Source organism: Vibrio chagasii, assembly GCF_002954585.1.
Classification (GTDB): Bacteria; Pseudomonadota; Gammaproteobacteria; order Enterobacterales; family Vibrionaceae; genus Vibrio; species Vibrio chagasii_A.
The window spans coordinates 1,464,569-1,478,292 of record NZ_MSCI01000002.1 but is presented as its reverse complement, the minus strand read 5'-3'; the positions used below and the strand labels follow the sequence as shown (position 1 = coordinate 1,478,292).

14 protein-coding genes and 1 pseudogene are annotated in these 13,724 nt (G+C 43.5%); 9 read left to right on the top strand and 6 right to left on the bottom strand.

Annotated elements, in window-relative coordinates:
- The first annotated feature begins 85 nt into the window (after positions 1–85).
- The 5 genes from BTO10_RS14950 (at position 86) to BTO10_RS14930 (ending at position 4,116) form a co-directional block, all read left to right on the top strand.
- The gene (locus BTO10_RS14950) at positions 86–1,672 is read left to right on the top strand and encodes a cytochrome ubiquinol oxidase subunit I (RefSeq protein ID WP_105025048.1); all 1,587 of its coding nucleotides are present in this window, start codon (positions 86–88) and stop codon (positions 1,670–1,672) included.
- Between the two features lie 12 nt (positions 1,673–1,684).
- Positions 1,685–2,821, top strand: coding sequence for a cytochrome d ubiquinol oxidase subunit II (gene cydB / locus BTO10_RS14945; RefSeq protein WP_105025047.1), 1,137 nt, complete (start codon positions 1,685–1,687; stop codon positions 2,819–2,821).
- A gap of 10 nt (positions 2,822–2,831) precedes the next feature.
- Positions 2,832–2,933: a cytochrome bd-I oxidase subunit CydX gene (gene cydX / locus BTO10_RS14940; protein ID WP_004741637.1), complete on the top strand. Its 102-nt coding sequence runs from the start codon at positions 2,832–2,834 to the stop codon at positions 2,931–2,933.
- A 221-nt stretch (positions 2,934–3,154) separates the two neighbouring features.
- Positions 3,155–3,334, top strand: a complete 180-nt coding sequence (locus BTO10_RS14935; protein WP_004741638.1) for a hypothetical protein — start codon at positions 3,155–3,157, stop codon at positions 3,332–3,334.
- Between the two features lie 293 nt (positions 3,335–3,627).
- Positions 3,628–4,116, top strand: a complete 489-nt coding sequence (locus BTO10_RS14930) for a GNAT family N-acetyltransferase (RefSeq protein ID WP_105025046.1) — start codon at positions 3,628–3,630, stop codon at positions 4,114–4,116.
- 100 nt (positions 4,117–4,216) lie between these two features.
- Here BTO10_RS14930 and BTO10_RS14925 read toward each other — a convergent pair whose 3' ends face one another.
- Positions 4,217–4,792: a nucleoside triphosphate pyrophosphohydrolase family protein gene (locus BTO10_RS14925; protein WP_008217561.1), complete on the bottom strand. Its 576-nt coding sequence runs from the start codon at positions 4,790–4,792 to the stop codon at positions 4,217–4,219.
- A 212-nt stretch (positions 4,793–5,004) separates the two neighbouring features.
- Here BTO10_RS14925 and BTO10_RS14920 point away from each other — a divergent pair.
- Positions 5,005–6,077: pseudogene (locus tag BTO10_RS14920) on the top strand (sensor domain-containing diguanylate cyclase).
- 25 nt (positions 6,078–6,102) lie between these two features.
- Here the strand turns inward: BTO10_RS14920 and BTO10_RS14915 are convergent.
- Both BTO10_RS14915 and BTO10_RS14910 read right to left on the bottom strand, forming a co-directional pair.
- Entirely contained in the window at positions 6,103–6,669 is a 567-nt protein-coding gene (locus BTO10_RS14915; RefSeq protein WP_004741642.1) for a DUF1415 domain-containing protein, read from the bottom strand.
- Positions 6,670–6,754: 85 nt separating this feature from the next.
- Positions 6,755–7,954: an MFS transporter gene (locus tag BTO10_RS14910; RefSeq protein ID WP_105025045.1), complete on the bottom strand. Its 1,200-nt coding sequence runs from the start codon at positions 7,952–7,954 to the stop codon at positions 6,755–6,757.
- A gap of 110 nt (positions 7,955–8,064) precedes the next feature.
- Here BTO10_RS14910 and BTO10_RS14905 point away from each other — a divergent pair, with 110 nt between their 5' ends.
- Positions 8,065–8,937: a LysR family transcriptional regulator gene (locus BTO10_RS14905; RefSeq protein WP_105025044.1), complete on the top strand. Its 873-nt coding sequence runs from the start codon at positions 8,065–8,067 to the stop codon at positions 8,935–8,937.
- A gap of 682 nt (positions 8,938–9,619) precedes the next feature.
- Here the strand turns inward: BTO10_RS14905 and BTO10_RS14900 are convergent.
- A complete protein-coding gene (locus tag BTO10_RS14900) occupies positions 9,620–9,856 on the bottom strand; it encodes a glutaredoxin family protein (RefSeq protein ID WP_004741645.1) in 237 nt (78 codons plus the stop codon).
- Positions 9,857–10,009: 153 nt separating this feature from the next.
- Between BTO10_RS14900 and BTO10_RS14895 the strand changes: the two genes are divergently transcribed.
- Together BTO10_RS14895 and rlmF are read left to right on the top strand one after the other, a co-directional pair.
- Positions 10,010–10,507, top strand: a complete 498-nt coding sequence (locus BTO10_RS14895) for a M48 metallopeptidase family protein (RefSeq protein ID WP_105025043.1) — start codon at positions 10,010–10,012, stop codon at positions 10,505–10,507.
- A 4-nt stretch (positions 10,508–10,511) separates the two neighbouring features.
- Complete coding sequence (rlmF, locus tag BTO10_RS14890) at positions 10,512–11,756, top strand: 23S rRNA (adenine(1618)-N(6))-methyltransferase RlmF (RefSeq protein WP_105025042.1); 1,245 nt, start codon at positions 10,512–10,514, stop codon at positions 11,754–11,756.
- A gap of 93 nt (positions 11,757–11,849) precedes the next feature.
- Here the strand turns inward: rlmF and pilW are convergent, their stop codons facing one another.
- Together pilW and metA are read right to left on the bottom strand one after the other, a co-directional pair.
- Entirely contained in the window at positions 11,850–12,590 is a 741-nt protein-coding gene (gene pilW, locus BTO10_RS14885; RefSeq protein ID WP_105025041.1) for a type IV pilus biogenesis/stability protein PilW, read from the bottom strand.
- Positions 12,591–12,771: 181 nt separating this feature from the next.
- Positions 12,772–13,713, bottom strand: coding sequence for a homoserine O-acetyltransferase MetA (gene metA / locus BTO10_RS14880; protein ID WP_004739682.1), 942 nt, complete (start codon positions 13,711–13,713; stop codon positions 12,772–12,774).
- Positions 13,714–13,724 lie beyond the last annotated feature (11 nt).

Below are 13,724 nucleotides of genomic sequence, written 5' to 3'. Positions count from 1 at the left end.
TGTTCTAGTTTGGTTCGTTAGAACTGTGCTGAAATACGCTCCAATTCTTAATATGAAAGCCATCATTATGATGTTTGGAGCTTAAATGTTTGATGTAGTTGAATTGTCGCGGTTACAGTTTGCGCTAACCGCTATGTTCCACTTTCTCTTCGTCCCGTTAACTATTGGTATGTCTTGCTTACTGGCGATCATGGAGTCGATCTATGTGCTTACCGGTAAGCAAATCTATCAGGATATGACTCGCTTTTGGGGCAAACTGTTTGGTATTAACTTCGCCTTGGGTGTCACTACTGGCTTAACCATGGAGTTCCAGTTCGGCACCAACTGGTCTTATTATTCTCACTATGTCGGCGACATCTTTGGTGCTCCTCTCGCTATTGAAGCCCTTGTCGCATTCTTCCTAGAGTCCACCTTTGTTGGACTCTTCTTCTTCGGTTGGGAAAGGCTATCTAAACGCCAACACCTTGTTGTGACTTGGCTGGTGGCACTAGGCTCAAGCTTCTCTGCACTTTGGATTCTGGTTGCTAACGGGTGGATGCAAAACCCGATTGGCTCCGAGTTCAATTACCAAACCATGCGTATGGAAATGACCAGCTTTGCTGAAGTAGTGCTCAACCCTGTGGCTCAGGTTAAGTTCTTACACACGGTCGCTTCTGCTTACACCTGTGGTGCAATGTTTATCCTAGGAGTGAGTTCTTACTACTTATTGAAAGGTCGAGACATAGCGTTTGCAAAGCGTTCTTTTGCTGTGGCCGCGTCTTTCGGCATGGCTGCGATTATTTCGGTTATTGTATTGGGTGACGAGTCTGGTTATGAACTGGGTGACGTTCAAAAAGTGAAACTTGCGGCGATTGAAGCTGAGTGGCACACCGAACCCGCACCTGCAGCTTTTACCTTGTTTGGTTTACCGAACCAAGAGGAGGGTAAAACAGATTTCGCAGTGAAAATTCCATATGTGATGGGGATTATTGCAACGCGATCTTTGGATGAACAAGTGACAGGCCTGCATGACTTACGAGAGCAACATCTAGTCCGTATTCGAAACGGCATTATCGCCTATGAACTTCTCGAACGTTTGCGAGCGGGTGACACCTCACATGAGACAGAACAAGCTTTCGATCAAACCAAGCACGACCTCGGCTATGGCCTATTGCTTAAGCGATACACAGACACCGTGACTGATGCTACTGAACAGCAAATTCAACAAGCAGCTGACGATTCAATACCAACGGTGTGGCCACTGTTCTGGTCATTCCGAATCATGGTGGGCTGTGGCTTCATTATGTTGTTTGTCTTTGGCGCGGCTTTCTTACAAACCTACCGTAAAAACATCACTCAAAAGCCTTGGTTATTGAAGGCGGCACTATGGTCAATCCCGCTACCTTGGGCGGCAATCGAAGCCGGTTGGTTTGTTGCTGAGTATGGTCGTCAGCCTTGGGCGGTTGGTGAAATTCTTCCTGTAACCGTAGCTGCATCTTCGCAAACCGTTGAAAACCTGCTTACGTCCCTCGCGCTCATTCTTAGTCTCTACACCGTGTTCATTATCGTAGAAAGCTATTTGATGATAACTGTAGCTAGAAAAGGGCCGAGCAGTTTGAAAACAGGGCGCTATCACTATGAACAAACAACAACATCACTTGAAGCCAAATTGGCACAACAAGTTCAACAATAAGGTGACTGACTCATGTTCGAATATGACACATTACGTTTAATTTGGTGGGTGCTAATCGGTGTGTTGCTGATTGGTTTTATGATCACCGATGGCTTCGATATGGGAGTAGGAGCGTTATTGCCGGTCATCGGTAAAACCAACTCTGAAAGGCGCGTGATGATTAACTCCATCGCACCCCATTGGGACGGCAACCAAGTGTGGCTAATTACCGCAGGTGGTGCTTTGTTCGCGGCTTGGCCGTTAGTGTATGCGACATCCTTTTCAAGCTTATATGTGGCGATGTACTTAGCACTTATCTCATTGTGGCTGCGTCCTTTGGCTCTTGAGTACCGAGCCAAGATAGACAACGACCAATGGCGAAAAGTCTGTGATTTAGCGATTGCGTTTTCAGGTTTCTTTCCGCCGATTTTATTTGGTGTCGCGTTTGGCAATTTAATGCAAGGACTTCCTTTCTCGCTCAATAGCTTGCTTATGGTTGAGTACCACGGATCGTTTGTTGATTTGCTTAATCCGTTTGCTCTGTTGTGTGGCTTCGTTGGGTTATTGATGGCGTTGTTACAGGGCAGTGTTTGGCTGATGATGAAAACGACAGATGCGCTATACAAGAAGGCAAGATTGGTGGCGCAGGTAAGTGCAGCGTTTGTGGCCAGTCTTATGGTCATTGGCGGCTTAGCGATAAGCCAAATTGATGGTTATTTAATTGTCAACGAATTGAACCATAGCGCTGTTTCAAACCCGTTGAATAAACTGGCGATAGCCGAAGCTGGTGCTTGGCTAACCAACTTTGAGACTTACCCTTGGATGTGGTTTGCACCGATTGGCAGCGTGTTAACTCCGTTATTGGCGTTGGTTAGCGCGAGATTAAAGTGGGATGCGTTGGCTTTCATCAGCTCTAGTTTTACTAATGCGTGCATTGTATTAACGGCGGGCTTTACGATGTTCCCTTTCATCATTCCGTCTAGTGTGAATCCAAGCCATAGTTTAACTCTTTGGGATTCAACATCGAGTGAACTGACCTTGAACATCATGACAGGCGTAGCGTTTGTGATGGTGCCCATCATTCTGTGCTACACGGCTTTTAGCTACCGAACCATGTTTGGACGACTCGATAGCGAGTATGTCGAACGTAATGGTCATTCACTGTATTAAGGGGTTTTCCATGTGGTATTTTGTTTGGATCTTAGGTCTATTCTTGGCTTCTGCATTTGCTGTTTTGAACGCCATTAGCTTAGAGAAAAGTGACTCAGAAACAGAGCACTGATTGACGTTTGAATCATAAAAAGACCAGAGGCGTAATGCTCTGGTCTTTTTTACACCTAAATCATGGCTTTGCTGCTTTATAAGTGAGTGGCATAAAATGGTAAGACTCGAACCGAGTGAATGACTAGAATTATCTCAAACGAAACAAGTGAACTAGGGCTGAATCTAGTCACGTTATCTAATTCGAATGGATGCTTCGAAAGCTCGAAAGAGGATTAACGAATGTACGAACTAACACTACTTCTAAGCTTAATGATGGGTGGCGCTGACAGCACGGCTGAAATGGAAATTAATACTCAATTTACGACTCTTGAGCAATGTAATGAAGAAGGCGCAGCACTAGCCGAGAAGCTAAATGCAACCGACCTTAAAGTGCTCCAAGTTCAATGTGAGCGTGACTAATCAAGAGAGCTAGTTTAACAATATGGGCACATATCTTTGTGTCCATATCACATCAATATAATAACCTATTCCTTACTCTCTCCATCGGCAACTCTTCCGTTAGCCACTACAAATAAAACCATACTGTTAACACGCCTTCGTCCAAATACTATTTCCCTTCCACTTGCTAATTATATAATTTGAAACAATTTCATCTGACCTATTGTTAAATATTCACTATTTGATAGTGTGTCTAGGTGCACATAAAAAGTGTACTTCAGATTTAGCAAAGAATAATAACAGTAGGAGTTGCGATGAGTATTGTAGTGAGACGCTCTGAACCGTCAGATGCAAAGGGAATAAAAGAAGTTTACGAATGCACTAATGCTTATACTTGTACGCTGCAACTCCCAAATCCATCTCTGGAAACTTGGCAAAAACGAATCTCAAATGTTCCAGATAATGTGTACTCTTATGTCGCGTTATTGGACGGAGAAATTGTTGGCAACCTAGGTTTAGAAGTGTGTGTAAATCCAAGAAGGCGTCATGTCGCTTCTTTTGGTATGGGTGTTAAAGACGATGTGTTAGGCAGAGGTGTAGGTAGCCAATTACTCGCAACGGCAATCGACTTATGTGATAACTGGATTAACATCAAACGACTGGAACTCACCGTCTATACCGATAACGAACGAGCGATCAGCCTATATAAGAAGTTTGGCTTCGTGATTGAAGGGGAGTCAGCAGGGTTTGCATTCAGAAATGGCGAATATGTGGCGGTTTACCATATGGCGCGACTGGTATAACGTCTAGGTTCGATTAATAGATAATAAAACGCCACGTTGTTATAACGTGGCGTTTGCTATTTCAGTTGGCTGCTTACTTAAAAGCCAATATTTGATGCACTTAAGCCGTTAGTGGCTCAAGGTTTGCTGGGCGGTAATGCACTGATTTCAGAACTTTACCTTGGCGAACTGTTTTACCTTCAGATACGAAATCTTCCGCACATTTAGCGATGATGTATTCACCTTTTTGAACCGCCATTAGTTTAATGTTCTGTTCAGCATAGAAAGCTTCAGTCTCTGCGTATTCTGTCTCGTTACGACATACTTTACTCATGTTGCTTGAATGTACTTCATCCCAGCAAGGTAAGAAGTCGATTGAGCGGTTTTTAGCAACGTTCAACAGAAGATCGATCAGGTAGCTGATCGCTAGGTTGTCTTCTACTTTAGATTGACCAAGGTGAACCAAACGTCCCATCAAAACATAAACGCTGTCTACAATAGCGTCCGCTTGTTCGATTTTAGAGTCAGCTTCTGCCAATTCTGTCAGCTCTTCGATCGCTAGAGAGGTATGTAGCGTATCGCCTTTTTCATCCATTGTTTCAGGAGCCGCAACAGGCAGATCAAAAGTACTGCGGAACTCTTCAATGTCGCGGTAAAGGTGATCGTAGATTTCTTGGTTTAGTTGAGAAAGGTTCATATTCCTATCCATTCTGTTTCGTTAATGGACCATTTTAACAAAGGTAAGAATAGGGTGCTAACGCAAAGTCGAAGAACTCGACTTTTATTCATTGGACCAATGAGGTATTTTGCATACAAATCAATTGATTATTATGATTTTCTACTTTTTACTCTTGTTTATATTAGAAATATTAATGTTGTCGCTCACTTAGGCAGCAGTGGGATATCGTTATGCACCAAGCTAGTGAAAGCGAAATTGTTATACGCCGCTTGTCTCAAATTACCAATGACTATCGAAAAGGATTCGATAGTCAGATTGCCCAACTACTCGCTATGGGGCTCGAACGTTTTGATTTGGATATTGGTATCTTGTCAAAAGTGGACGGTAATACTTACCTTGTGGAGCACTGTGTCACACCTGAAGGCGTTGACCTGAAAAGTGGTGATATGTTCGATTACCGCTCGACTTATTGCGAGATCACATGCAGCTCGAGTGGACCTATCTGCATAGAGCACTGTGGTGAGCATAACACTTACGCGCGACACCCTGCTTACCAATCCTTTGGTCTCGAGTCTTATATCGGTATTCCTATCTTTGTCGATGATGAACTTTACGGCACGCTTAACTTTTCGAGTGGTAACCCTTATTACCGAGAGTTTAAAGAGTTCGATATTGACGTGATGAAGTTAATGGCGTCATGGATCGAGGTTGAACTCGTTCGCAGGCAGCAAGAGAGAAAACTACAAGAATTAAATGAAAAGCTTGAGTATCAAGCGCTCTATGACCCACTGACACATCTACCCAATAGACGCTTTCTGTTTAAAACACTTAACGGTCAGGTAAAGCAACTTAAAGGATCTTTAGGTAAGGGAACGTTAGCCGTGGTTGATATTGATTTCTTTAAGTCAGTGAACGACAGTTTTGGTCATCAAATGGGCGATGTTGTACTAAAGAAAGTGGCTAATGTGTTGAGTAGTAATGCTCAAGAAGGAGAGTTTGTTGCTCGCTTTGGTGGCGAAGAGTTTGTGATTTGGTACCCGAGTACGCCAGTCAACACGGTTGAGGATAAGCTTGCGACGCTGCTTGAGGAAGTGAAGAAGATTACTCTTGATCGAAAGCCTATTACTATCTCTATTGGTGCTTGCCATTTCGAATTAAGTTCTGGTGAAACAAGGAATGAACGAATGCCGGCGTTAGACTCATTGATTAAAGTGGCCGATGAGTGTTTGTATGTTGCAAAAAAAATGGACGAGATCAGTTCGTGTCTCGTCCATATTACCAATATTTAAATGCTCAATCTTGAGAGCTGAGAGCTGAGAGCTGAGAGCTTAACTAAACAGGTACGGGAACAGTTTGCGACGCTCTTCTGGCGTTAACGATTCAACTCGAGCGATGTTGGTATCTGGAATCGCTTCAGGGTTAGGGTAATGCTTCAACACCTTTTCCATGCTCGCTTCACGAATTAAATGGTAAACCGGATAAGGGGAGCGGTTGGTTAGGTTTTCATCGTCTTCAGGATCCGCACCGCCAAAACAGTAATCAGGATGGAAGGTCGCCACTTGGTAAACGCCTTCCCAGTCTTGCTGCTTAATCAAAGCTTCTACCCAATCGATGAACATGTTGTAATCGAAGAAATCTTGCAGCATGTTAGGAACAACCACCAGAGTCGTTTCTAGCTCAGCGACTGGTGTGTTATCCAACTCCACAAATTGAGTCATAATATCTTCTAGCAATGCCTCTTCGGTTTCTGCTTCACTCACAAAGATCTTAATCTGCTTATTACGTTGTGGCTTTGCTGCAAATGGGCAAAGGTTTAGGCCAATAACAACATCGTCTAACCATTGTTTTACTTGGTCATGGATGGTTTGAAGATCAGTGTTTTGAGTGTTCGACATAGCAGGTTCCGAAATGAAATTTTGCGTAGGATATCAGAACGGTTGTTAATCAAAAGCACTAATTGTCTTGAAAATGCTGTTGTTTCTACGCTTCAGCGAGTTTAGGTGTCGATACTTGAAGTTGTTTCAACTGGTAGACCCAAGCAAATATCGCGACATAGAAGACTGAGCCTCCTGCAATCACGCCATTCCAACCAAATAACTGCCAGCAGTACAAGAGTAAGAACCCGCCCAAACTGCCACCAATATAGTAGTGCACAAGGTAGAGTGCTGTTGCCGTCGCTTTGGCGCTTGGTGCTTTTTGACTGACCCAAGAGTAGGCTAGGGTATGCGAGAAGAAAGCCCCGCCACTTATCAGCAATAACCCTGCAAGCATGAAAGGAATCTCATCAACCGCAGATACCAGCATTCCTAGCAAGCTTATAAACACACCTAACAGAATTCCGTTTAACGGGTCGAAACGTAGCGTCCATTTGTTAGACAGCTTCGAGCTGACGGTACCCGCTAGGTAGCAGAGAAAGATCAGTGATGCTAGGCCAACTGGAACGGAGTGAGGTTCTGACACCAATCTAAAGCCCATTACGGAATACAGGTTAACGAACAGAGCGAAGTTGGCTCCACCAATCAACATAGCAAGCCACAAGGTACGGTTGCGTAAATGCATCACAACTGAGCGATTATGATGAAAGAACAGCCCTTTTTGCGGCTTGAAGTTTTGCTGGTCTGGTAGTCGATAGGCAATCAATAAAGCGCCTAATAGCGAGCCCGCAACAAAGATCAGCACGGTAGCGTGCCAATCGAAATAGTCTGTCAGCAAGCCGCCTAACACACGGCCAAAGATACCCCCTAATGAGTTGGCAGCAATATAGCCACCAATCGCGACTGCAAAGGCTTTGGGCGTGAGCTCCTCCACCATATAGGCGACAGCAACACCTGCGAAAGCTGCGACCGCGATCCCCATCAATGCTCTAGCAATCACGAGTTGCAACAGCGTGGTGGTAAATGCCATACCTAAACCAATCAGTGGAATCGCAAAAAGGCTAAATAGAATGATAGGCTTTCGACCAAATGACTCTGAAGCGATGGCCCACGGTACTAAGCTAATGGATAACCCCAGTGTGGTTGCAGCAAATAGCCAGTTAATATGGGTTTCAGATACTTGGAAGTGTTCTGCCATGTGCGGCAAGATAGGTTGAAACACATAAAGATTACAGAAAATGATAAATGACCCAATCGCTAATGATTGAGTGATCCGTTTGTATTGAGTACTGCCTTTATCGAACATTTATCTTGTGCCTATGCGAGGGATTAAGCTATTTGTGAACAAGTTATCAGCACAATGGTGATTAAAGAAATATATTAAAAATATCATCTTCATATATTTAATATATCAATATGCTTGAATCAAAACCCCTTCGACATTTTCTTACCGTAGCTCAGTTTGGCAACTTTACCCAAGCAGCAAAAGCGTTACATATCGCTCAGCCAGCTTTAAGCATATCTATAAAAAAGCTGGAGCAAACACTTGATCTGATTCTGTTCCGAAGAGGAGATAAATCGGTCACTCTAACGGAAGAAGGGAAAGTACTACTTGAGCATGCCAAGCGTATCGCGCAGCAGTTTGATGACGCTGAGTTGGCGATGAATGAATTGAAAGGCTTGGAAAAAGGGGAGGTTCGTTTGGGAGCCCCAAGCATGATGGGGAGCTACTTCTTCCCACAAGTCGTTATGGCATTTAAAAGCCAATACCCAAATCTCAAGCTAACGTTGATTGATGCGGGCACAGCATCGATTCGTGAAATGCTATTAAACGGCGAACTCGATATCGGTGTTATCAATCATGAAAATGTACCGGATGACCTAGAAACTGACCACTTACTCAGTTCTGAAATGTTAGCTGTTGTCGGTAAAGAGCACCCATTGGCGTCACAGTCATCCATCACCTTTGAAGAGTTTTTTGAGCAAGAGTTGATCATGTTTAAATCAGGGTACTTCCATCGTGATTTCATTGATGCGACCTGCAAAAAATACGATTTAGATATGACCATCGCATTCGAGACTAACTTGTTGCCAATGATTCTCTCCATTGTAAAGCGTGAGTTCGCTATTACTGCATTGCTTAGCTTAGTAACAGAATATGAAGACAACGTTGTTGGTGTGCCATTTAAAGACCCAGTAAAACTCAATCTATCTTTGGCGTGGCGAAAAGAGGGCTATTTGTCCAAAGCTGACAGAACCTTTATCGATTTCGTTAAACAATATGTGTGATTAGTAACATATTAACCTCGTAAATACTTGGGACTAATATCACATTTATCATGGATTTATGAGACGCGTATCACTATTTGTGGCGCGGATATTAACAGTTTCTAATTTACTTGGTATGCATGCCCGTTAAATAATACTAGTACTTTTTGAGTAGTTAGTGAGGGACTATGAAATGTGGATGTAAGGAGCAAACGTTAATACGAACTCGTAGAACGTTTCTCGACCGAGTGTTAGGAATCAAGGGTCGATATAAATGCAGCAAGTGCGATACTGTCTTTAAAATAAAGGGCTAGGTATTGAGATGAGAGTAATGAGCCCGTTTGAAAATTAATTCGTCGATTATATTATTCTGTGAAAAATGTGTGCCCTACAATATGGTTAACAAGTGGTGACTGGGAGATATTATCTGTCTTTAAATTAGTCAATTAGGCAACCCTAGCTCCATGAAATGTAAGTGTAAAGAACGAAGGCTCATTAGAGTGCGTAGAACATCAGTCGACAAAGTTCTCGGTATAAAAGAGAAATACAGATGCGCGTCTTGCAGTAGCGTTCTGAAGGTAAAAGGATAGTGGCGAAAAGGGAAAGGTAGACCTTGGTTTCCGATACTGATAACACAAAGCCCGAATATCTTGGGTGAGATATTCGGGCTTTGTTGTAAAGAGGTATAGCAACTTACATAGTGTTAAGTGTTTTTTGAGTTATACATCTTATCGAAGTTCTTTTGGTTCCATCCGACCATAATCTGGTCACCGATTTTAAGCACTGGGATAGAGCGAGCGCCCATCGCTTGTAATTCTTTACGGCCGCGTTGCATCTTGGCATTCGTTAAGCGGTAAACAATCTTCTTAGAGTCCAAATATCTTTGAGCATCTTTACAGTGCGGGCATTTGTCTGCCACGTACAATACAACACGTTTCATCTTTACAGTCTCTTTTTGAGTCTAGCTCTTGGTGAATCTCGTTAAAGTGTAACGAATCCTAGGTGATTAGAAAAGTGTGATCAGTTACACTATGCGGCTCAATTTTCGACGTCACAACGTTTTGATGTGACGCAACTTGTACGGTCTTTCAGCATGCATCCTTCATTACGCTATATTCAAGGCTATCCTAAACACATTATCGATCCTGTTACTCAGCTTGTTGAGTCAGGTAAATTGGTGCCGTGGTTTGAAGCTCGCTACCCAAAGAATCATGAAATAAAAAGCGAGAAAGCCCTGTTTGATTATGCGATTGAGATTAAAAATCGCTATATGAAGAAAACACCACCCATTAGTAAAGTGATTTATGATGGCAAGATCCACCTAATCAACAATGCATTAGGTTTGCACTCTTATGTCGCCAAAAACCACGGTGGTAAGATCAAATCGAAGAATGAGATTCGTATCGCCAGTGTATTTCGTAATGCCCCTGAGCCTTTGTTGAGAATGCTAGTGGTACATGAACTGGCACACATCAAAGAGAAAGACCACGACAAAGCCTTTTACCAACTATGCTGTCACATGGAACCGGAATATCATCAATTAGAGTTAGATGCCCGTTTGTTCATGATTTATCAAGATTTAAAGAAGTAGCCCAATGAGCCAATCACAAAAAAGAACCACGCTAAGCCTATCAAAAAACAGTGCTTCTGATGCAAACCGTAACCGTGCGGATTCAAAAGCGACTGGACAGAACAAAGCTAAGCGAGCTTCTGGTAAACCAAACAACAAAGGCGGGAAGGGCAAAGCTCCTTTTAAAAAAGACACTTCTAATAAGAACGCACCAAAAAGATCGAGCGGCTCTCAAAAGCCTTCTGGCTCGAAGCGCACCGGAGGTTCACAACGCAATAAGAATACCGTAAAGCCAGCAGCGGGTTTGCACCCAAGAAACCAGCACACAGGGCGTTACGACTTCGAGCTATTGGTCGCGGCTTTACCAGAATTAAAAGCGCACTTAATTAAGAATCCAGTAGGTGAAGACACGATCAATTTCTCTGATCCATTGGCGGTTAAACTACTCAACAAAGCGTTATTGGCGCATCACTATGGTGTTAAGCACTGGGATATTCCGGTTGGATACTTGTGCCCGCCGATTCCTGGTCGAGCGGACTACATTCATAGAGTGGCAGACATTCTTAATAGCGATGGTCAGGGTGAACCTTATAATCATCAATCCGTGAAAGCGCTAGACATCGGTGTTGGTGCGAACTGTATCTACCCAATTATCGGCGCCACGGAATACAAATGGCGTTGCACCGGTAGTGATGTTGACCCTGTGTCGGTGAAAGCCGCGAATTTCATTGCTGCAAGCAACGTTAACTTAAAGGGTAAGATCAAAGCACGTTTGCAAGCGGACTCCGAATCTATCTTTAAGGGCGTGATCAAAGATAACGAACGTTACGATGTCACTATTTGCAACCCTCCATTCCACTCTTCTTTAGAGGAAGCAGAAAAGGGCACACAGCGTAAACTAGACAACCTAGCGGCAAACCGAGCTAAGAAAGCGGGCCAAACGTTCAAACCTGAAGCGAAAAAAGCCAAGCAAAATAAGCCAACCTTAAACTTTGGCGGTCAAAAAGCGGAGTTATGGTGCCCAGGTGGGGAAGCAGCATTCATCATGAAAATGGCAAGAGAGAGCCAATTGTTTGCGACTCAAGTGCTGTGGTTCACGACGCTAATTTCGAAGAAAGACAACGTTGATATGCTTCGTTCTGAGCTTGGTAAGCTTAAAGCGAAACAAGTGAAAGTCGTAGAGATGTCTCAAGGCCAGAAAGTGAGTCGCTTTGTAGCATGGACTTTTATGGACGACGGGCAAAGACAAGAATGGATCGCGCTTAAATAACGGTTCACACGTTAAACTAGAAAGTATCGTTATTTCTATTAAATAAAACGGGCTTGTTGTTCAATCAACAAGCCCATTTTTTATCAGATTTGGTTAAGCAGAGAGCAATTCATCCAACTTACTTTGGTACTTCTTCTCAAGCGCATGGTTTCCGGCTTTCTTTTCGAGATCGACTAAAATTTGAAGCGATGGAATTTGATAACCATATCGCTGGTGGAACTTAAACAGACGAAGCCTAGCGTCGTTATAATCGGCTTCACTCACTTCAATTTTAGATAACTGTAATATCGACTTTACTCGGTTCGGATCATGGTCAATGGCGCGTGTGAAGTAATACTTGGCTTGTTCTGTATTACCTGCCTTAAATGCGCAAAAAGCTGCGTTCTCATAACTGGCGGATACTAAGTAGTAGTAGGGCTGGTCAATGGCGCGATTAAAGTACTTATCGGCCTGTTTATACTCGCCTTGCTTACACAAAAACGTCCCGTAGTTATTGAGCACGTTTCCGTTTCTTGAGTCTAGGCTTAACGCTTTTCGATACGCAGACCTCGCTTCATCGACTTCACCCACTTGTTCATAGTAATGGGCCATTGAGAGTCGAGCACGGTAATAACTTGGTGCATGTTTGATAGCAAGTTCTAGGTTTTCACGCGCCCTTACCATGTTGCCTTGGCCCATGTACCCCAAACCTAATTCAATGCGAGATTCTGACATCGCAATAGGATCGCTTTCTATTTTCGGTGGTCCTTCTGTTACAGAGACACAGCCAGACAATGAGATAGAAGCAATCAGAGCTGAGATTAGGGGATTTGAAAACAATGACTTGGCAGGCATGTGAAGCTCCTTATGAACACCAGACAATCATATGAAATTGGTAAACATAAGGTGGTAAATCTATGGTGGAATGCGATCCACTCTCCATAAAAAAGCTGCGCCCAATAAGCATGTTTCTAACATCACAGAAGTAAACAGCTTGTTGGGCGCAACATTGTATCCTTGATAAACCAGCGAAGAATTAATCGTCTTTGGTGAAGTTTTCTTCGCTGAAGTGATCCAAATCGTAAGGCGTTTGTTGGTAAACGCAGTAGTTTAGCCAGTTTGAGAACAGTAAGTGCCCGTGACTTCGCCAGCTCGCAACGGGTTTGTTGTCTGGGTTATTGTTTGGATAGTAGTTAATAGGGATGACTGGCTCCATACCTTCACCCAAATCACGGATGTATTCGTTGTGAAGCGTATGCGCATCGTATTCAGGGTGACCGGTCACAAACACGTTTCGCTTGTCTTTGGTTGCCGCGAGATACACACCAGCGACATCTGACGTCGCAAGGACATCAAGGTCAGTATGCTCTGCTAGATACTCGGGTGAGAAATCTGCATAGCGAGAGTGTGGTGCTAAGAAGGTGTCATCAAAACCACGCAGAATAGGGTGGTAAGGGTTATGAATCTCGTGATTGTAAACGCCCGAAAGCTTCTCTTTGCGAGTACGCTTCGGTAAGTCATACAGCAATTTCAAGCCCGCTTGAGCAGCCCAGCACACATAAAGAGTCGAGGTAACGTGCTTGTTAGCCCACTCCATGATGGTTTTTAGGTGATCCCAGTAGATAACATCTTCAAACTGAACCAAACCTAATGGCGCACCAGTGATGATCAATCCATCAAAGTTACGGTTTTTCACCATCTCAAATTGACGGTAAAAGTTATCGAGGTGCTCAGTCGGTGTATTTTTACTTGGACGGTCATCGATTCGAAGCAGTTCAACATCCACTTGCAACGGGCTGTTCGATAGTAGGCGTAAGAATTGAGTTTCGGTTTCAATCTTCTTCGGCATTAGGTTGAGGATCAAGACTCGAAGTGGACGGATTTCCTGTGTCGATGCTCTTGATAGCGGCATAACAAAGATGTTTTCTTCACGAAGAACATCGCTCGCTGGCAATTGGTCTGGAATGCGGATAGGCACAGCTTTCTCCC

Bases quoted from the DNA above. Each gene is read 5' to 3' on its own strand.
- BTO10_RS14950 (WP_105025048.1), top strand. From the start codon at position 86: ATGTTTGATGTAGTTGAATTGTCGCGGTTACAGTTTGCGCTAACCGCT.
- cydB (WP_105025047.1), top strand. From the start codon at position 1,685: ATGTTCGAATATGACACATTACGTTTAATTTGGTGGGTGCTAATCGGT.
- cydX (WP_004741637.1), top strand. From the start codon at position 2,832: ATGTGGTATTTTGTTTGGATCTTAGGTCTATTCTTGGCTTCTGCATTT.
- BTO10_RS14935 (WP_004741638.1), top strand. From the start codon at position 3,155: ATGTACGAACTAACACTACTTCTAAGCTTAATGATGGGTGGCGCTGAC.
- BTO10_RS14930 (WP_105025046.1), top strand. From the start codon at position 3,628: ATGAGTATTGTAGTGAGACGCTCTGAACCGTCAGATGCAAAGGGAATA.
- BTO10_RS14925 (WP_008217561.1), bottom strand. From the start codon at position 4,792: ATGAACCTTTCTCAACTAAACCAAGAAATCTACGATCACCTTTACCGC.
- BTO10_RS14915 (WP_004741642.1), bottom strand. From the start codon at position 6,669: ATGTCGAACACTCAAAACACTGATCTTCAAACCATCCATGACCAAGTA.
- BTO10_RS14910 (WP_105025045.1), bottom strand. From the start codon at position 7,954: ATGTTCGATAAAGGCAGTACTCAATACAAACGGATCACTCAATCATTA.
- BTO10_RS14905 (WP_105025044.1), top strand. From the start codon at position 8,065: ATGCTTGAATCAAAACCCCTTCGACATTTTCTTACCGTAGCTCAGTTT.
- BTO10_RS14900 (WP_004741645.1), bottom strand. From the start codon at position 9,856: ATGAAACGTGTTGTATTGTACGTGGCAGACAAATGCCCGCACTGTAAA.
- BTO10_RS14895 (WP_105025043.1), top strand. From the start codon at position 10,010: ATGCATCCTTCATTACGCTATATTCAAGGCTATCCTAAACACATTATC.
- rlmF (WP_105025042.1), top strand. From the start codon at position 10,512: ATGAGCCAATCACAAAAAAGAACCACGCTAAGCCTATCAAAAAACAGT.
- pilW (WP_105025041.1), bottom strand. From the start codon at position 12,590: ATGCCTGCCAAGTCATTGTTTTCAAATCCCCTAATCTCAGCTCTGATT.